The 18,154-nt window shown below is 74.3% G+C and carries 19 protein-coding genes; 15 read left to right on the top strand and 4 right to left on the bottom strand.

Annotation, left to right across the window (positions count from 1 at the left end; genetic code table 11):
* Positions 1 to 11: 11 nt before the first annotated feature.
* Together ACWCRA_RS34020 and ACWCRA_RS34015 are read right to left on the bottom strand one after the other, a co-directional pair.
* A complete protein-coding gene (locus ACWCRA_RS34020; protein WP_451069372.1) occupies positions 12 to 2,066 on the bottom strand; it encodes a multicopper oxidase family protein in 2,055 nt (684 codons plus the stop codon).
* 10 nt (positions 2,067 to 2,076) lie between these two features.
* Positions 2,077 to 3,459 (bottom strand): acyltransferase domain-containing protein, encoded by a 1,383-nt coding sequence (locus ACWCRA_RS34015; RefSeq protein WP_451069371.1) that lies wholly within the window; start codon positions 3,457 to 3,459, stop codon positions 2,077 to 2,079.
* 579 nt (positions 3,460 to 4,038) lie between these two features.
* Here ACWCRA_RS34015 and ACWCRA_RS34010 point away from each other — a divergent pair.
* Positions 4,039 to 4,509 (top strand): anthrone oxygenase family protein, encoded by a 471-nt coding sequence (locus tag ACWCRA_RS34010; protein WP_351559061.1) that lies wholly within the window; start codon positions 4,039 to 4,041, stop codon positions 4,507 to 4,509.
* Positions 4,510 to 4,555: 46 nt separating this feature from the next.
* Positions 4,556 to 5,467: a DUF6410 domain-containing protein gene (locus tag ACWCRA_RS34005; protein ID WP_451069370.1), complete on the top strand. Its 912-nt coding sequence runs from the start codon at positions 4,556 to 4,558 to the stop codon at positions 5,465 to 5,467.
* 109 nt (positions 5,468 to 5,576) lie between these two features.
* Here the strand turns inward: ACWCRA_RS34005 and ACWCRA_RS34000 are convergent, their stop codons facing one another.
* The gene (locus ACWCRA_RS34000; protein WP_451069369.1) at positions 5,577 to 7,070 is read right to left on the bottom strand and encodes an MFS transporter; all 1,494 of its coding nucleotides are present in this window, start codon (positions 7,068 to 7,070) and stop codon (positions 5,577 to 5,579) included.
* Entirely contained in the window at positions 7,067 to 7,522 is a 456-nt protein-coding gene (locus tag ACWCRA_RS33995) for an anthrone oxygenase family protein (RefSeq protein WP_351559363.1), read from the bottom strand. The genes ACWCRA_RS34000 and ACWCRA_RS33995 overlap by 4 nt, the downstream gene beginning before the upstream one ends.
* 223 nt (positions 7,523 to 7,745) lie before the next feature.
* Here ACWCRA_RS33995 and asnB point away from each other — a divergent pair, with 223 nt between their 5' ends.
* From asnB to ACWCRA_RS33930, 13 genes are all read left to right on the top strand, one after another.
* Positions 7,746 to 9,611, top strand: a complete 1,866-nt coding sequence (asnB, locus tag ACWCRA_RS33990) for an asparagine synthase (glutamine-hydrolyzing) (protein ID WP_351559361.1) — start codon at positions 7,746 to 7,748, stop codon at positions 9,609 to 9,611.
* A gap of 178 nt (positions 9,612 to 9,789) precedes the next feature.
* Positions 9,790 to 10,818 (top strand): methyltransferase, encoded by a 1,029-nt coding sequence (locus tag ACWCRA_RS33985; protein WP_351559359.1) that lies wholly within the window; start codon positions 9,790 to 9,792, stop codon positions 10,816 to 10,818.
* Positions 10,819 to 10,868: 50 nt separating this feature from the next.
* The gene (locus ACWCRA_RS33980) at positions 10,869 to 11,780 is read left to right on the top strand and encodes a hypothetical protein (RefSeq protein WP_451069368.1); all 912 of its coding nucleotides are present in this window, start codon (positions 10,869 to 10,871) and stop codon (positions 11,778 to 11,780) included.
* Positions 11,777 to 12,253 carry a PNPOx family protein gene (locus ACWCRA_RS33975; protein WP_351559355.1) on the top strand — a complete coding sequence of 159 codons (477 nt, stop codon included), beginning with the start codon at positions 11,777 to 11,779 and terminating at the stop codon, positions 12,251 to 12,253. The genes ACWCRA_RS33980 and ACWCRA_RS33975 overlap by 4 nt, the downstream gene beginning before the upstream one ends.
* A gap of 136 nt (positions 12,254 to 12,389) precedes the next feature.
* Positions 12,390 to 12,716, top strand: coding sequence for a TcmI family type II polyketide cyclase (locus ACWCRA_RS33970; RefSeq protein WP_351559353.1), 327 nt, complete (start codon positions 12,390 to 12,392; stop codon positions 12,714 to 12,716).
* 91 nt (positions 12,717 to 12,807) lie between these two features.
* On the top strand, positions 12,808 to 13,239 hold the full coding sequence (locus ACWCRA_RS33965; RefSeq protein ID WP_351559351.1) for a cupin domain-containing protein: 432 nt from the start codon (positions 12,808 to 12,810) through the stop codon (positions 13,237 to 13,239).
* Positions 13,236 to 14,507, top strand: a complete 1,272-nt coding sequence (locus ACWCRA_RS33960) for a beta-ketoacyl-[acyl-carrier-protein] synthase family protein (RefSeq protein ID WP_451069367.1) — start codon at positions 13,236 to 13,238, stop codon at positions 14,505 to 14,507. Before ACWCRA_RS33965 ends, ACWCRA_RS33960 begins: the two co-directional genes overlap by 4 nt.
* Positions 14,504 to 15,757, top strand: a complete 1,254-nt coding sequence (locus tag ACWCRA_RS33955; protein ID WP_351559347.1) for a ketosynthase chain-length factor — start codon at positions 14,504 to 14,506, stop codon at positions 15,755 to 15,757. The genes ACWCRA_RS33960 and ACWCRA_RS33955 overlap by 4 nt, the downstream gene beginning before the upstream one ends.
* A gap of 68 nt (positions 15,758 to 15,825) precedes the next feature.
* Positions 15,826 to 16,089, top strand: a complete 264-nt coding sequence (locus ACWCRA_RS33950; protein WP_451069366.1) for an acyl carrier protein — start codon at positions 15,826 to 15,828, stop codon at positions 16,087 to 16,089.
* Positions 16,086 to 16,565 (top strand): SRPBCC family protein, encoded by a 480-nt coding sequence (locus ACWCRA_RS33945; RefSeq protein ID WP_351559344.1) that lies wholly within the window; start codon positions 16,086 to 16,088, stop codon positions 16,563 to 16,565. Before ACWCRA_RS33950 ends, ACWCRA_RS33945 begins: the two co-directional genes overlap by 4 nt.
* The gene (locus tag ACWCRA_RS33940; RefSeq protein WP_351559342.1) at positions 16,562 to 17,311 is read left to right on the top strand and encodes an SDR family NAD(P)-dependent oxidoreductase; all 750 of its coding nucleotides are present in this window, start codon (positions 16,562 to 16,564) and stop codon (positions 17,309 to 17,311) included. Before ACWCRA_RS33945 ends, ACWCRA_RS33940 begins: the two co-directional genes overlap by 4 nt.
* A gap of 3 nt (positions 17,312 to 17,314) precedes the next feature.
* Positions 17,315 to 17,659, top strand: a complete 345-nt coding sequence (locus ACWCRA_RS33935) for an antibiotic biosynthesis monooxygenase family protein (protein ID WP_351559340.1) — start codon at positions 17,315 to 17,317, stop codon at positions 17,657 to 17,659.
* Positions 17,660 to 17,673: 14 nt separating this feature from the next.
* On the top strand, positions 17,674 to 17,988 hold the full coding sequence (locus ACWCRA_RS33930) for an antibiotic biosynthesis monooxygenase family protein (RefSeq protein ID WP_351559338.1): 315 nt from the start codon (positions 17,674 to 17,676) through the stop codon (positions 17,986 to 17,988).
* Positions 17,989 to 18,154 lie beyond the last annotated feature (166 nt).

The following is an 18,154-nucleotide window of genomic DNA, read 5'->3' as shown; positions in this document are numbered from 1 at the left end:
GCTCACTCGGCTCACTCGACGATGTTTCCGCTCTCGCGGCCGACCCGGTACGGGCTGGTCACGCCCTCGTAGGAGACATGCAGCATCATCCCGAGCTTGACGTGGTCGCTGATGTGGCAGTGGTCCATCCAGATGCCCGGGTTGTCCGCGCGGAAGGCGACCTCCCACACCTCGCCGACCTCGACATTGACGGTGTCGAGCCAGAGCGGGCTGCCGGTGACGGGGCGCCCGTTGCGGCTGAGCACCAGGACGTGGTGGCCGTGCAGATGCATCGGATGGTCGTAGCGGCTGCGGTTGGCGAAGGTCATCCGCACCAGATCGCCCTCGCGGACGGTGATGGCGGGGATGTCGGGGAAGACCTTGCCGTTGATGGACCAGGTGGCGGTGAGCCGCCCGTCGTAGAAGCCGATCTCGTTGTCGAAGACCATCGACTCGTCGCGGTCGAAGGTGCTCTCCGGACCGAACGGAGCCGGCGCCGGGCTGCCGTAGCCGACCGGGTCGAAGTCCCGGCCGGGAATGTCGGGGCTCAGTTCCCCGCGCCCGTCCGCGCTGAGCAGCAGACCCCGGTCGAGGGCGCCGGCGAAGTCCTGCACCTCGGTCAGCCGGACCGGGCGGTCCGGCATGGTGAAGGTCACGTCGTACCGTCCGCCGACACCGATCACCAGACTCTCGTCCCGGACCGGGGTGGGCCCGTTCACCGGGTTGCCGTCGACGGCCTCGACGGTGAACGCGGTCCCGGTGAGCGAGAACCGGTGCGTGATACGGCCGGAGTTGAGCAGCCGGAGCCGTACGGTGCTGCCCGGCGCGACCCGGCGCCGCTCCAGCCGGTCGCTGAGGCCGAGGGCGGGGGCGGTGCCGCCGCCGGCCCGATCCCAGGTGTGCATGGCCAGGAACCAGTCGTGATCGGCCTCCGGTGCCGGCTCGCGCGGCTCGATGATGAGCGCTCCGAAGAGCCCCTTGAGCACCTGGACCGAGGTCTGCTGATGGGAGTGGTACCAGTGGGTGCCCACCTCGTCGGGGCGGAAGCGGTAGACATGGCTGCCGCCGGGCTCCACCGCGTCCTGGGTGACACCGGGCACGCCGTCCTCGGCGTTGGGCACGTCCACACCGTGCCAGTGGGCCGAGACACCGCTCTTCTCCAGCCGGTTCCGCACCACGATCTCGACCAGTTCGCCCTCGCGAATCCGCAGCACGGGCCCGGGGATCTGCCCGTTGAAGGCCCAGGCCTCGACCTTCCCACCGGAGGCCAGTGTCACCGTCTTCTCGTCGGCCACCAGGGTGAAGCGGCGGTCGGGGCGCTCGCCGCGCGGCCCGGTCAGGGAGCTGACGGACACGGGGCCCCCGGCCGGGCCGCTCCCGCCGTGGTCGTGGCCGCCGCTGTGATGGGCGGCCATGTCCATGTCGTCGGGGAGCCGGCTCGCCCGCTCCCCGGCCGTCAGCAGCCCGCCGCCCGCGAGGGCCAGCGCCACCGCCACGGCCAGCGCGCGCAGCGCCCGGACCCGTCGCCGGGGCCGGCGGGCGGGGGCGCCGGAGACGGCCGCCCGCCATCTGCGGGTCTGCCACAGCCAGCCCGCCGCGGCGAGGACGGCCGCGGTGGTGTGGACGCCCAGCACCTGGAGGGGCGCGGGCTCCGGCACCACCTGGATGAGGGTGGTGGAGAACCCGGCGGCCGCGCCGGCGGCGGCGAGGTGCGGGGGCACCACGGCGAACGGGGTGAACGCCGCGCGCCGCGCCTGGAGCGAGGGCCGCCGGGCCCAGTGGATCAGCCGGGGCACCGTGCCGACCAGGGCGGCGGCTGCCGGGACCGCCAGCAGGGGCAGTGCCACGGCGACCCGGTCGGACGCGAACAGCCAGCTGACCCGGCCCATCAGGGTGACCGTGACGATCCGGCCGGCCACCGCGAGGATGCCGAGCCCCAGCAGAACCAGCAGGGTCACGGCCCGCGCGCGGGTGCGGCGGGGGGAGCGCTCCACCGGCGCGCGGCCCACGACGAGCGCGGCTGCGGTCCAGAGCAGCAGGTTGAGCAGGGCGAACTGGACATCGACGTTGAGCAGTGTCTCGAACACCTGGAACCCCTCAGCCGACACGGGCGGGAGCGGGAGCCCCGGCGGCGGAGCCGGGAGCGGGGCCGGGGCCGGAGTGGCCCGCGAGCGTGCCGAGGGACCCGAGCGCGTGTCCCTCCGTCCAGATCCGGCCGGCGGCGCCGAGGAGCGCCCGCCGGTCGGCGGCGGCGGTGCCGGAGCGGGCCGGGAGCAGCGGCGCCACCGCGCTGTCGCCGGTGCGCACGGTCCGGTGGAGCCGGGCGATGGCGCTCAGCCCCTGGCCGGGCCCTGCCTCGACCAGCAGATGGCCGCCCGTGGCGAGGAGGGCGTCGAGGGCGGGCCAGAACAGCACCGGGTCGGCGATCTGCCGCGCCCAGAACTCCGGGTCGACGGCGCGGCCCGCGTCGAGGAGGCCCGGGAGGTACGCCGAGTACAGCGGCCAGGAGGGCGGTCCCGGCCGGGCGGCGGCCACCAGCGGGCGGCCCAGCCGGGCGACGCCGTCCATGACGGGGCTGTGGAACGCCTGGTGGGAGGCGGCTCTGCGGCAGGTGCGGCCGTCGGCCCGCAAGCGCGCCTCCACCGCGCGCAGTTCGGGTTCGGGGCCGGCGAGCAGGGTCTGGCGGGGCGCGTTGACGGCGGCGACGGTCACCCGGCCGCCCACCGGGAGATACGGCACCAGGTCCTCGGCGCTCGCGGCGACGGCGAGCATGCCGCCCGGCCCGGTGCCGGCGGCGCCCGCGACGCGGTCGCGCAGCACCCAGAGGGCGTCGGGGAGCGTGAACACCCCGGAGAGCGTGGCGGCGACCAGCTCGCCCACGCTGTGTCCGAGCAGGGCGGCCGGGGTGATGCCCCAGTCGAGGACCATGCGGCCGAGGGCGTATCCGATGCCGAACAGCAGGGGCTGGGACTGGGGCGCGTCGTCCATCGCCGGGTCCGCGTCACCGGCGAGCCAGCGGTCCCGCAGCCGTGCGCCCTCGGGCCCCAGCTCGGTGAAGACGCGGTCCAGCGCGGCCGTGAAGTGGGGTTCCCAGCCGTAGAGTCCGGCGGCCATGGCCGGCTGCTGGGCGCCCTGGCCGGGGAAGAGCAGGACCACGGGGCGGGGCCCGCCGGGCGCCCGTGCGGCGGGCGGGTCGGCCAGGGCGCGTACGGCGTCCTCGACGGTGGCGGCGACCACGGCGCCGCGCACCGTCCCGGTGCCACGCCGCTCGGCGGCCAGCGCGGCGGCACGGGCCAGCCGCTCCGGGGTGCCGTCGCCGTCGCCGTCCAGGGACACATAGCGGCGGAGGGCGTGCCTCCGTCGGCGCTCACGCTCGTCGTCGGGTGCCGACCACAGCAGCAGTCGGGGGGCCGACAGCGCGGGTTGCAGGGTGGGTTCCACGGCGCTCACCTCCAGGCTCGTCCGGGGCAGCCTGGACATCGCCCCTCAAGAACCTGTGGAGCCCCCCTGGAACCACTATCCCGGCGGGGCCCACCGGCCCGCCCACCCGAAGGCCACCACCGGGCCCACCGGTCCGCCTGAGCCCCGGCTCACCATCCCGCCCCACCGGCCCGCCCGAGCCCCTGATCCTCCGACCACCACACCACCGCGCCCACCGGCCCCAGCGCCCGGACACCACCACCTCCGCGCGCCACCGGCCCACCCGAGCCCCGGACCACCACCCACCGGCCCCACCGCACCCACCGGCCCCACCGCCCGGACACCACCACCTCCGCGCGCCACCGGCCCACCCCGAGGCCGCCCCGACCTCCGCCCCACGGGCCCACCGGGGCCACCGGGCCCCCGGGCCCACCGGTCCCCCGGGGCCACCCGCACGGGCGCACCACCCCACCGCCCCGCAGGGCCACCCCCCGGTCGCGGTCCGGGGTGCCGCACCCCGGACCGCTCCCCGGCGGGACCCCCTCCGCACTCCACTGATCCTCCGAAGCCGCTTGAGACACCACCGGGAGGCTGGCCGCCGCCCGGTGGAGAGCCGGTGGACGCGCGGAGGGAGAGCCCATGGACGGGTGGACGCACTTTCTGGTGCCGCTGGTCATGATCGCGAACGGGATGGCGGCGGGCGGCATGATGATCGCGGTTCTCGGCGCGGGGCTGCTGCTCACACTGCCACGGCAGCGCTATGTCGCCCTGCACCAGTTGCTGGTCACGCGGTTCGACCCGTTCATGCCGGCCTGCATCCTCCTCGCCCTCCTGCTGGACCTGGTGCTGACGGTGGCGGGGCCCGGGGCCGCGGCGCGGTGGCTGCACGCGCTGGCCGCCCTGCTGCTGCTGGTGACGGTGGTCGTCTCGCTGACGAGGAACGTACCGATCAACCGCTGGCTCAAGACCCTGGACGCCGACGCCCTGCCGCCGGACTTCGACCGGCTGCTGCACCGCCGGGTCGTCTGGCGCAACTGGAACCTGGTGCGCGCCTCCACCGCGCTGGGCGCGCTCGCCGCCAACGGCGCGGCCGTCGGCGTCCTGCTCTGACGCGGGCGCCGGCCCCTTCTCCCCCCTCTCGACTCGGAGGTACTCGATGGCGAACGACACACGCGCGGTGGACGGCGTCCGGCCCGGCTCCGCCGGCCGATTCACCGTCGGCCGGGACATGCTCCCGGGCGGCCTGCTGATCCGGCTGCTGCACGCCGCGGTGGCCGTGTGGTACCGGGTGAGCCGCGATCTGGAGTTCAGTGCGGGGTACTTCCTCCGTACGGTGCTCTGGCTGGCCGTCGTCGCCGCCTGCTACACGGTGGTGTACCGGCTGCTGGGCGGGGCGCTGGAGCGGCTGAGCCCCTGGGTGGGCAGCGCGCTGCTGCTGTCCCCCACGCTGATGTACCCGATGGGCCTCGGCCCGGACGCGTTCCACGACGGCATGGGTCTGTACATGCTGCTCGGATTCGTGCTGGCGCCGCTGACGAGGTACGGCGGGGCCGAGGTGGCCGTCCTGCCGGCGCTCCTGACCGGGCGCCGGCACCGGTTGTTCAGCCCCTTCAACGTCCTGGACCTGGCGGAGGCGGGGCTGCGCTCGGTGCCGGACGGCCCGCGCCGGCCGGGGTGGGTGCTGAGCGCGGGGGTGGCGGCCGTCTACGCCGTGGTGCTGTGGGTGGTGCCGCTGCTGGCGTTCGTCGGGCCGGTGGAGCGGTCGGTGGGCGCGTTCGAGGTCCCGGCGGTGTGGGCGGTGGCCGCGCTGGTACCGGCCGGGTATCTGGCGCTGTGCGCACGGCGCCTGCGGGGCGCGCAGCGGGACAAGCACGAACACGGGGACGGGGACGGCGAGTGGCGCACCCCGGCGTGGGCGGCGCTGGCGCTGGTGGTCGCCGTGCCGGTGGGCACCCAGGTGCCCGACATCCTCTGGGGTCTCATCATCCTGGGGGGCATCGCCGCGGCGGCGGTTCGGGGGGTGCGGCGGCTGCGCGGACGGCGCCCGGCCGGTCCGGCCACGGACTGACCCGCCGCCCGGACCCCGCTCCGGCGTCCCCGGCCCGGGTGCTCGGCACCCGCGCCGGGGACTCCCCGTCCCCGGGGCGGGCGAACCCGGCGGGCCCGCCCACCCCGGTTCAGCGGTGGGCGGGCCCGCCGCCGTCCTTCGGCAGCAGCAGGACCAGGACCAGCGTCGCCAGCACCACGGCCGCCATCACCAGCGTGGTGGCGGCCATGGCGCGTTCGTAGTCGGCCGCCCGGGCCGACGCCTCCGTGCCCAGCACACCGTGGAACACCCCGCCGGTCAGGGCCACCCCGAAGACGGCCCCGGTCTGGCGGAAGGTGGAGAACACCCCCGAGGCCGAGCCCGCGTCCCGCCGGGGAATCCCGGAGAGCGTCACATTGAGCACCGGGGTCGCGATCAGGGTCACCCCGACGCCGAACACCGCGAGCCCCGGCGCCAGCAGCGGCGCGGAGAGCCCGTCGCCCGCGGCCGTGAAGGTGACCAGCAGGGCCGCCAGACCGGCCAGCGCGAGCAGCCCGCCGCCGACGAGCACCCGCCGCCCGTGGCGTCTGGCCAGCGAGATGGCGAGGAAGGAGGCCGCCGTCGTGCCCAGCGCCCAGGGCAGCAGGCTCCGGCCGACGTGCGAGGGGCCGAATCCGTGGCCGCCCTGGAGATAGGTGACGAAGACGAAGAAGAACCCGGTCATCAGCGCGGCCAGGTTGAAGGTGGCCAGCACTCCGGCGGTGAACACCCGCCCCCGGAACAGGCTCAGGGCGATCAGCGGCAGCCCGCCGCCGCGCTCGCGCCGCCGCTGGTGCAGCACCAGCACCGCGAGCGCGGGCCCCGACGCGGCGAGCGCCGACCACGCCCACCAGGGCCAGCCGAGTTCGCGCCCGTAGGTGAGCGGGAACAGCAGCAGGACGAGGGCGACCGCGGCGAGGCCGACGCCGGCCAGGTCGAGCCGGCGCCCGTCGGGCGCGGAGGACTCGCCGAGATACAGCAGACCTCCGGCCACGGCGGCGAGACCCACGGGCACATTCACCAGGAACGCCCACCGCCAGCCCCAGCCGAAGGGGTCCGCTCCGACGAGCACCCCGCAGACCACCGGCCCCGCCACGGACGCCAGGCCGATCACTCCCGCGTACAGCCCCATCGCGGGGCCCCGGCGGGCGGGCGGCACCGCGGTCTGGAGCACGGCCAGCACCTGCGGGCCCATCATGGCGGCACAGACGCCCTGGAGCACCCGGGCCGCCACCAGCATCGGCACCGAGACCGCCGCGCCGGCCAGCACCGCGCCGGCGGTGAATCCCACCGCTCCGGCGACGAAGACCCGCCTGCGGCCGAGCAGATCGCCGAGCCGCCCGCCGGTGACCAGCAGCAGCGCGAACGGCAGGGTGTAGCCGGCCAGGACCCACTGGGCGGTGGCCGCGCCGGCGTCCAGGTCCTCCTTGAGCGCGGCGAGGGCGACATTCACCCCGGTGACGTCGAACTGGTTCATGAAGGTGGCCAGCAGCACCACGGCGACCGCGCGCAGGGGGCCCGCGGTACGCGCCCGCCGGCCGCCGCCCTCCGCGCGCGGCCCCGGTCCCACCGGCTCCTTCCTCGCCGGGGTGTCGGTGCCGCTCACGGCAGCAGCGCCACGGCCAGGGCGTTGGCGGTCAGCGCGGCGACCGCGCAACCGGTGCGCAGCCGGTGCCAGTTGCGCCAGGGCGTCCGGGGGTCGTCCCAGTCGGCCGGTATGGCGCCCGGGTCCAGCGCGTGCACCCGGCGGTTGATCGGCACATTGCCGAACTGGGAGACCAGTTGCACCCCCACCAGGCCGAGCAGCGCCACCGCGAACAGCGTCCTGGACGCCGTCCCGGGCGCCAGGAGGAGCAGCGCCAGATCGGCGGTCACCGCGCCGGTGACCACCAGCGGCATCACCGGGTGGTACCCCTCCCCCAGTCTGCGGTGGAGCTGGACGTACTGCGGCGCCGGGAGCGTCTGCACCGTGGGCAGCACGCTGACCGCCACGGCGAAGAACACACCCGCCACGATGCCGCTGCCGAGGAGCGCGGCGGTGCCGAGCAGCTCGATCACGGTCCCTCACCTCTTCTCTTGACTGTGCGTCGGATCGTCGGACGGCGGACACACCGTCGCCGGACGGTGGCGGTGCCGCCTCGAAGGAGGTTCGAGCGGGGCTCAACCACCCGTCGCAGGTCAGAACGCTCCACCCGGGCTTGAGAAACCCGCGAGGGGCGGCGGCCAGCCTGTCGGGCACCGATCACGCCCGCCGTTCGCGGCCTGAGCACAAGGAGCGCGCATGTCTGGTATCGCCGGCTGGGTCGACCATCGCCGCGATCTGACCCGCGAACGGGCCACGGTCCGCGCGATGACCGCGACCATGGCCTGCCGCGGTCCGCACGGGGAGGAGGTGTGGGCCTCCCCCCGCGCGGCGCTCGGCCACCGGCGCCAGGCGCTGGTGGACGCCGGGCGGGTGGTGGAGCCCGTCACGGTCGAGGCCGACGGACGCGCGGTGGCCACCGCGGTCCTGGACGGCGAGGTGTACAACGCCGAGGGGCTGCGCGGCGAGCTGGAGTCGCTCGGCCACCGCTTCCGCACCCGGGGCCACGCCGAACTGATCCTCGCCGCCTATCTGCGGTGGGGCGAGCGGTGCCCGGAGCGTCTGGTGGGCGTCTTCGCGTTCGCCGTGTGGGACCACCGCAGCAGCGAACTGTTCCTGGTGCGGGACCGATTGGGCAACAAGCCGCTCTTCTACCGGCCGACGGAGCACGGGGTGCTCTTCGCCTCCGAGCGGAAGGCCATCCTGGCCCACCCGCTGGTCGAGGCGGTGGTCGACCTGGACGGGCTGCGGGAGATCCTCTCGTACGCGGGCACCCCGGGCCACGGTGTCTTCCAGGGCATGCACCAGGTCCGCCCCGGCCATCTGGTGCGGGTGCGGCCGGACGGCCGGACGGCCGAGCAGCGCTACTGGGCCCTGGAGGCGGCGGAGCACACCGACGACCTGGACACCACCGTCGGTACGGTGCGCGAGCTGCTGGAGCGGGCGGTGTCCGAGCAGCTGGACGCCGAGGTGCCGCTCTGTCTGCTGCTCTCCGGCGGGCTGGACTCCAGCGGGGTGACCGCCCTGGCCGCCCGCGCGCGGCGGGAGCGCGGCGGCGCGCCGCTGCGCACCTTCACCGCCGGCTTCCACGAGGAGGGGAAGTTCCGGGCGGACGAGGTGTGGTCGTCGCCGGACGCGCCGTTCGCCCATGAGCTGGTGGAGCGGATCGGCGCCGAGCACACCGATGTGGTGCTGAGCACCGAGGATCTGCTGGACCCGGTGGTGCAGGCGAACGCGCTGCGCGCCAAGGACGTCCCCAGCCCGCTGGGCGGCATGAACACCTCGCTGTACTCGCTGTTCCGGGCCGTCGGTGAGCACGCGGACATCGCGATGCTCGGCGACGCGGCGGACGGGGTCTTCGGCGGCACCATGTGGATGTCGATCCCGCCGCTGCTCAAGGCGCCGACGTTCCCGTGGATCGCCATGGCGCGGCACGGCGGCGGGCGCCACGGGATGGGCACCGATCTGCTCGACGCCGGGCTGCTCGGCAAGCTCGATGTCCCCGGCTACTGCGCCGGGCGGTACCAGGAGTCGATGGCCCGGGTGCCGCACCCGGCGGGCCAGTCCGCCGAGGAGCGCCGGATGCGGGAGATCTGGTATCTCAACATCACGAGCTGGCTGGAGACCCTGCTGCCGCACGGCGACTCGATCGCCCAGTCGGTGGGGCTCGCGCTGCGGATGCCGTTCTGCGACCACCGGCTGGTGGACTATGTCTACAACGCGCCCTGGTCGATGAAGGGGTTCGACGGCCGGGAGAAGAGCCTGCTGCGGGCGGCGCTCGCCGATGTGCTGCCGTCGTCGATCCTCCAGCGGCGCAAGTCCCCCTACCCGGTCACCCAGGACTCCGCGTACGCGCGCGCCCTGTGCGACGGGGTGCTGCGGCTGGCGGCCGACCCGGACGCGCCGGCGGCGGCGCTGATCGACCAGGAGGCGGCCCGCGCGTTCGCCGCGTCCCCAGAGAACCTGATCAGCGGTCCGCGTGCCTGGGTGGGCCGCACCCATGCCGAGATGCTCTTCCAGCTCAACGCCTGGCTGGACGTCTACCGCGTCCGGCTGGCGCTGTGACCCGGGGCGCGCCCCGGGGGCGCGCGCTTCCCGGCCGCCCGCGCGCCCACCCCCGTACCCGCCCATGCCGCCGGCCGGGCACCCGGGACGGGCCCCGCAGCCGATGCCCGGTCCGCCCGGTCCGCCCCTTCACACCCACCACACCCACCACACCCACCACACCCCTCAGGGAGTTCTGATGTCGCTGTCGCACACCCCCGCCCCCGGCGCCGCCCCCGACGCCGATGCCGTACTGAGCCTCGGCCAGCGGTACTGGGCATCGAAGACCCTGCTCAGCGCGGTGGAGCTGGGTCTGTTCACCCTGCTGGCCCAGAAGCCGGCGACGGAGCCGGAGATCCGTGAGGAGCTGCGGCTGCACCCCCGCGCCACCCGTGACTTCCTGGACTCCCTGGTGGGTCTGGGCGTCCTGGAGCGCGACGGCGGCACCTACCGCAACAGTGCGGTCGCGGACTTCCACCTCGACGAGGGCAAGCCCGGCTGCCGGAGCGGCTTTCTGAAGATGCTGAACTGGCAGTTCGGCCTCTGGGCGGACCTCACCCAGTTGCTGCGGACCGGCGAGGCCCAGACCAGGGGCCCGCGCGACTTCGACGAGTTCTACGCGAAGCCGGAGTCGGTGCGCGGTTTCATGCACGCCATGGACGGCGCCAACGCGCTGGTGGGGCCGGCCCTCGCGCGGGCCTTCGACTGGAGCGGCAGGGCGTCGTTCATCGACATCGGCGGCGCGCGCGGCAATCTGGCCGCGGCGATCGCCTCGGTCCATCCGCATCTGCGGGGCGGCTCCTTCGATCTGCCCCCGGTGGAACCGTTCTTCGACGAGCACATCGCCCGGCTGGGTCTCGGCGACCGGCTCTCCTTCCACGCCGGTGACTTCTTCACCGGGCCCCTGCCCGAGGCCGAGGTGCTGATCTTCGGCCATGTGCTGCACGACTGGGACGACGAGAAGCGCGGTGTGCTGCTGCGCAAGGCCCATGACGCCCTGCCCGCGGGCGGCGCGGTGCTGATCTACGACGCGCTGATCGACGACGAGCGCAGGGACCCGGCGAATCTGCTGCTCAGCCTGAACATGCAGCTGGTCACCGCGGGGGGCTCGGAGTACTCCGGCGCCGACTGCCGCTCCTGGCTGGGCGCGGCCGGCTTCACCCGCTGCGAGACGGTGCCGCTCACCGACGCCGACTCGCTGATCATCGGCCACAAGGACGCCGCGTGACGGCCCGCCGCCTCCGCCTCCGCACCACCGCACCAGGAGAGGTCCCGACCGTGAGCGCTTCTTCCCCGTCCCGTCGGCGGGTGCTGGCCGGCGCGTCGCTGACCGCGGGCGGCGCCCTGCTCGGCGCCCTGTCCGGGGCACCGGCCCTCGCCGCCGCCCCGGTGCCGGGCCGTACCCGCCCGGGGGCCGGTGGTGACATCGAGGTCGTCGTGCGGCCCGACAGCGTTCTCGCCCCGTCGTACGCGGCCCCCGGAGCGGTCACCTTCACCGTCTCCACGCCCTCCGCGAAGGGCCTGTCGCTGCTGCTGATCACCCTGCGGGTGCCGCTCGCCGAGTATCTGGCCGATGTGCGGGCGATGTCCGAGGCCGAGCGGCCCGAGGACGTGGCCCGGGCGGCGGCCAAGGTGGAGGCCGACGCGGTGAACCGGGGCGGGGCGGTCCTCATCCCCGGGCGGCCCGTGTCGTTCACGGCGGTCCTGCCCCGGGGCCGGCACCATCTCATCGGCTATGCCTACAGCACCCCGGGCGCGGTCCCGGTGGCGCACCCGCTCACCGTGACCGGGCGGCCGAATCCCGTCGCTCCCCGGGTGGACGGTCTGATCGTGCAGACCCGTTCCGGGTTCTCGCTCCCGCGCGGCAGGCTGCGCGCCGAGGGCGACCATCTGGTCGTCAACCGCTCGGGGCAGCTCAACGAGGCGGTGCTGATCCCGGTGCGGCCGGGGACCACCGGCGCGGAGATCGATGCGGTCTTCGCGGCGCTGGCGTCGGGCACCCGGCCGCCCTCGATGCCGTTCACCGGCGATCCCTCGGGGCTGGCGCCGCTCTCCCCCGGCCGCGTCGCCCGGCTGCGGCCGGGCGCGCCACCGGGTGAGTATCTGCTGACGTCGTGGGTCACCAGCACGGAGACGGGCCGACCGCGCGCCTTCGGCGGCTACCACCGGCTGGTGCGGGTGGGTCCATGAGCGGCGGGGAGTGGAAGCCGCCGCCGATGGGGGTGGCCCGGGCGGCCAACCGCGTCATCCGGCCACTGCTGGGCTCACGGCTGCACGCGCCGCTCAGCCGCCGGCTGATGCTGCTGGAGTACACCGGCCACCGCTCCGGGCGCCACTACACGGTCCCGGTGGGCTACCGCCGCTGGGGGGACGCGGGCGACGAGGTCATCGCGACGAGCATCGGCACCAGTTGGCCGGTGAGTCTGCGCGGCGGGCAGCCGGTGCGGCTGCGGCTGCGGGGCCGCTGGCACACGGCGAAACCCACCATCGTGGAGCGCCCCGACGAGGTCGCGGCGCTGCTCGGCGAACTCGCCGACCGGCAGGGCCCGGCGGCGGCTGCCGCCCTGCGGGTGGGGCTGCCCCGGGACCGCGTACCGACCCCGGAGGAACTGCTGCTGGCCGGTACGCGGGTCCGCGTCGGCCGCTTCCGCCTCACCGGCTGACGTGCCGGCGGGCGCGCCGCACCCCTTCGAGCAGCGCTTCACAGGGAATCGAGCGACACCCCGGACGATCGACGCCCGGCGGACAGACCGGCGCCCGGCGGACCGACCGGCGCCCGGCAGGCAGGAGGAAGCAACCGTGCAGCAGAGAAAGCTCATCGTCGCCCGCATGGACCCGGCCGACAAGGAGGCGGTGGCGAGGGTGTGGGCCGAGTCCGACGCCACCGAGCTGCCCCACATGATCGGCGTGACCCGGCGCACCCTCTTCCGCTTCCACGGGCTGTACTTCCAGCTCGTGGAGTCGCGGGACGAGATCACCGAGAACCTCTACCGGGCCCGCAGCCACCCGCTGTACCAGGACATCCACGTGAAGCTCGCCCAGTACATGACGCCGTACGACCCCCAGTGGAGCGAGCCGAAGGACGCCATGGCGGAGGTCTTCTACACCTGGACGCCCGACCGCTGACGGCGTCCCGGGCCGGCACCACCGCGTGCCGGCCAGCCACCCGTGTCACCCGGGCCACCTGTGCCGGATTCCCGGCGACGAGGAGAAGAAAGTGACCCCAACCCCTGTGAGCAAGGTCAACGCCGACGAGGTCGCACCGAACCACCGGCGCGGCGGTGACGTCCGCATCCTGCTCAGCCCCCGTACCGTGCGGTCGACCTCGGGCTTCGGCGGCTCGCTGACCCTGGAGCCCGGGGAGTACGTGTGCGAGCACATCCACCCGTACTCCGAGGAGTTCGTCTATGTCGTCAGCGGACGCCTCCAGATCCGTGTCGGCACGGAGCTGATCGAGCTGGCGGAGCGGGACGCCGTCATGGTCCCGATCGGCGAGCCCCACCGGATGGTGAACATGGGCGACGAGCCGGCCCGGGTGATCTTCCATCTGGCCCCGCTGGCCCCCCGCCCGGAGCTGGGCCATGTCGATCTGGAGTTTCTGCCGGAGCGCGCCGACGAGCCGCTGCCCGGTGTCGGGGGCTCCCGATGAGCACGGTCCGCACGGCCGTCACCGGGATCGGGGTGGTGGCACCCGGCGGCGTCGGGCGCGAGGCGTTCTGGGAGCTGCTCACCGCCGGGCGCACCGCCACCCGCCGGATCAGCTTCTTCGACCCGTCCGGCTTCCGCTGCCAGGTGGCGGCCGAGGCGGACTTCGCCCCCGAGGAGCACGGGCTCGGCCCGCAGGAGATCCGGCGGATGGACCGGGCCGCCCAGATGGCCGTGGTCGCCACCCGTGAGGCACTGGCCGACGCGGGCCTGGCGCCCGGCACCCTGGAACCGGGGCGCACCGCCGTCACCGTGGGCAACGCGGTCGGCTGCACCATGGGCCTGGAGCAGGAGTACCGGGTGGTCAGCGACGGCGGCCGCAAGTGGGTCGTCGACGCCGAGTACGCGGTACCGCATCTGTACGACTATCTGGCGCCCAGTTCGCTGGCGCGCGAGGTGGCCTGGGCCTCGGGCGCCGAGGGCCCGGCCTCGGTGGTCTCCTCCGGCTGCACCTCGGGCATCGACGCGATCGGCTACGCCGCCGGGCTGCTGCGCGAGGGCTCGGCGGATGTGGTGATCGCCGGTTCGACCGACGCCCCGATCTCCCCGATCACCCTGGCCTGCTTCGACGCCATCAAGGCCACCTCCACCTTCAACGACGAGCCGGAGGCGGCCTGCCGGCCCTTCGACATCAACCGCCGGGGGCTGGTGCTCGGCGAGGGCGCGGCGTTCTTCGTCCTGGAGCCGCTGGCGTCGGCCCGCCGCCGCGGCGCCCATGTGTACTGCGAGATCGCCGGCTACGCGGGCCGCGCCAACGGCTACCACATGACCGGGCTCGAACCGGACGGCCGGGAGATGGCCGAGGCGATCCGGGTGGCGCTGGACCAGGCACGGCTCAACCCGGACGCCGTCGACTATGTGAACGCCCACGGCTCCGGCACCAGGCAGAACGACCGGCACGAGACGGCCGCGGTGAAGCGGGCGCTGGGCGACCGCGCGCGCCGGGTGCCGATGAGCTCCATCAAGTCCATGGTGGGCCACTCCCTCGGGGCGATCGGCTCGATCGAGCTGGCGGCCTGCGCGCTGGCCATCGAGCACGATGTGGTGCCGCCGACGGCCAACCTCTCGGAAGCCGACCCGGAGTGCGACCTGGACTATGTGCCGGGGACGGCGCGTGACCACCGTACCGATGTGGCCCTCTCGGTCGGCAGCGGGTTCGGCGGCTTCCAGAGCGCCCTGGTGGTCGCCTCCCCCGAGGCGGCGGCGTCATGAGCGGTACGGACGGGGGCCGCCGCGCGCGGAACGTGGTCACCGGGCTGGGGGTGATGGCGCCCAACGGCCTGGACACCGAGGCCTACTGGGCGGCGACGCTGGACGGCAAGAGCGGGATCGACCGGATCACCCGGTTCGACTGCTCCTCGTACCCCGTGACGCTCGCGGGCGAGGTGACCTTCGACCCGGCGGAGCACCTGCCGAGCCGGCTGGTGGTGGAGACCTCCGCGATGAGCCATCTGGCGCTCGCGGCGGCCTCGATGGCGGTGGCGGACTCCGGGGTGGTCCCGGCCGAGCTGCCCGAGTACGAGATGGGGGTGGTGACCGCCAACGCGACCGGGGGTGTCGAGTTCGGGCAGCGGGAGCTGCAGAACCTGTGGAGCGGGGAGCCCTCCGACGTCAGCGCCTATATGTCGATCGCCTGGTTCTTCGCCGCGACCACCGGGCAGCTGTCGATCCGGCACAAGCTGCGCGGGCAGTGCGGTGTCGTGGTGAGCGAGCAGGCGGGCGGGCTGGACGCCATCGGGCACGGCCGGCGGCTGCTCGGCCAGGGCCACCGGATGGTGATGGCCGGGGGCACCGAGTCGGCGATGTCACCGGCCGGTCTGGTGGCCCAGCTCCCCGGGCACCTCAGCCGCCGCGACTCCCCGGCCCGCGCCTATCTGCCCTTCGACGCCGACGCCAACGGCTATGTGCCGGGCGAGGGCGGGGCGATCCTGATCGTCGAGGACGCGGAGAAGGCGGCCGAGCGCGGTGCGCACCGCCGCTACGGCGAGATCGCGGGGTACGCCGCCTCCTTCGACCCGCCCCCGGGCAGCGGCAGACCACCGACGCTGCGCAGGGCCATCGTGGGCGCTCTGGCGGACGCCGGTGTGCGGCCGTCCGAGGTGGACGTGGTCTTCGCCGACGCCTCGGGGGTGCCGGAGCGGGACCGGGCCGAGGCCCGCGCCCTGGGGGCCGTGTTCGGCCCGGACGGGGTCCCGGTGACGGCCCCGAAGTCGATGACCGGACGGCTGTACGCGGGAGCCGGGGCGCTGGATGTCGTGGCCGCTCTGCTCTCCATCCGGGACGGTGTCATCCCGCCCACGGTGAATGTCACGGAACCGGCCCCGGGACTCGGTCTCGATCTGGTGCTGGGCCGTCCCCGGCCGGCCCCGGTGCGCACCGCGCTGGTGCTCGCGCGCGGCCACGGGGGCTTCAACGCGGCGCTGGTGGTCCGGGCCGTACCGGACGGCCCCGCCGCGGGCTGACCCCGCCGGCGCGGGCGGCGCCGGCGGGCATCCGCAACACCCCTATCCACAGCGAACCGGAGGCAGGAATGCAGGACTTCACCGTGGACGATCTGCGGCGCGTGATGCGCGCGGCGGTGGGCGTGGACGACTCCGTCGACCTGGACAGCGCGACCGCGGACACCGATTTCACCGAGCTGGGATACGACTCGCTCGCGCTGACGGAGATCGTCAGCAAGATAGAGAAGGAGTACGGGATCGCTCTTCCCGAGCACGCGGTCCCGGAGCTGACGACCCCCGGGAAGCTCGTCGACTACGTGGGCGGTCTGCTGGCCGGGGCGGGGACGGCATGAGCGCCCGCACCGAGTGCCGGGTGCACATCGAGGCGCCCATGGACCTCGTGTGGGACATGACCAACGATCTGGAGTCCTGGCCCCGGCTCTTCACCGAGTACGAGCGGGTGGAGATCCTCGGGCGGGACGGCGACAGCGTCACCTTCCGGCTGACCACGCACCCCGACGAGGACGGCACGGTGCGGAGCTGGGTCTCGGTGCGCACCGCCGACCCGGCCACCCGTACGGTGCGCGCGCACCGGGTGGAGACCGGCCCGTTCGCGTTCATGCGCCTGTTCTGGGACTACCACGAGCGGGACGGCGGGGTGGAGCTCCGCTGGGTCCAGGAGTTCCACGTCAGGGACGAGATGCCGTTCGGTGACGAGGCGATGGCCGCGCACCTGGAGAAGAACAGCGGTGTGCAGATGGCGCACATCAAGAAGCGGATCGAGGCGGCGGCGGCAGGCCGGCGCGCAGATGTGGGGGAGAGACGATGACCGCGCTGCTCACCGGCCGGAATGTCCTGGTCACCGGAGGGACCCGGGGCATCGGGCGGGCCGTTGTGCTCACCCTGGCCCGCGCCGGGGCGAATGTCGTCACCTGCTACCGGCAGGAGGGCGAGGCCGTCGAGTCGCTGGCCCGCGAGCTGAAGGACGTCCCCGGGGACCACCATCTGATCCGCGCGGACGTCAGCAGCGCGGAGGATGTCCGGCGGCTGCTGGAGGAGGTCGGCGCCCGGCTGGGTTCGCTGGACGTGGTGGTCAACAACGCGGGTGTCATCAGCCATGTCCCCTTCGAGTCGCTGGCACAGGAGGAGTGGCACCGGGTGATCGACACCCATCTCACCGGCACCTTCCTGGTCACCCAGGCAGCGCTGCCGCTGCTGTCGGAGCGGGCCTCGGTGATCAATGTGGCCTCCCGGGTCGCGACCGTGGGCCTGCCGCAGCGCGCCCACTACACCGCCGCGAAGGCGGGTCTGATCGGGCTGACCCGCACCCTCTGCAAGGAGCTGGGCGGCCGGGGTGTCCGGGTCAACAACGTGGACCCCGGGGTCATCGAGACGGAGGAGGCGGCGAAGCTGCCGCCGGAGAAGTACCGGGCCCTCCAGGACCGCTACCGGTCGCTGACCTCGCTGGGCCGGCTCGGTTCGCCCGACGAGGTGGCGGATGTGGTGCTCTTCCTGGCGAGCGACCTCTCCCGCTATGTGACCGGTGCCTCGATCGCGGTGGACGGGGGGATCTGAGCCATGGCGGAGAGGGATCTGCCGTTCCGGGTGTTTCTGCGCTTCGAGATCAACCCGGGCATGGAGGACGGCTTCGAGGAGACCTGGCTGTCCATCGGCGATGTGATCACCGGGCATCCGGCCAACCTCGGCCAGTGGCTGATGCGGGACGCCGCGGAGAAGTCGGTGTACTACGTCATCAGCGACTGGGTGGACGAGCGGCGGTTCCGGGAGTTCGAGCACAGCGACGCCCATGTGGAGCACCGGGCGAGGCTCCATCCGTACCGCCACGGCGGTGGTATGCATCTGATGGACGGTGTGGCCCATCTGCCCGGAGCGGCGGCCCGCGCTCCGGGGGCCGGGCTGTGACCAGGAGGGCGCGGGTGCTGATCTGGCACCGGGCGCCGGTGGACGAACCGGACGCGGTGCAGCGGGCGTACGAGCGGATCAGCGGCGGGCTCGCGGGGACGCCGGGGCTGCTCGGCAATGAGCTGCTGCGCGGGGTGGACGACCCGGGGCGGCTGGTGGTGATGAGCGAGTGGGAGAGCCTGGCCGCCTTCAAGGCCTGGGAGCGGACCGCCGATCACCGGCCCGCCACCTCCGGGCTGCGGCGGTACCAGGACCGCGACCGGGACCGCTTCTTCGAGATCTACGAGGTCACGGCGGCGTTCGAGGAAGCGGGGACGCGGACGCGCTGACGACCGGCGGCCCCGGGGCGCGAGGTGCCCCGGGGCCGCCGCCGGGCCCCGGGCCGGGGCGGGGCGCCGGTCTCGATGTGGTCCAGCGGCGACCACACCGGGGTCGACTTCGCGGCGCCCACCGGCACCTCCGTCCGCTCCGTCGGTCCGGGCACCGTCGTCTCCG

The organism is Streptomyces sp. NPDC001889, assembly GCF_053594535.1.
The sequence above is the reverse complement of the archived record's forward strand: the minus strand, read 5'-3'. Positions and strand labels throughout refer to the sequence as shown.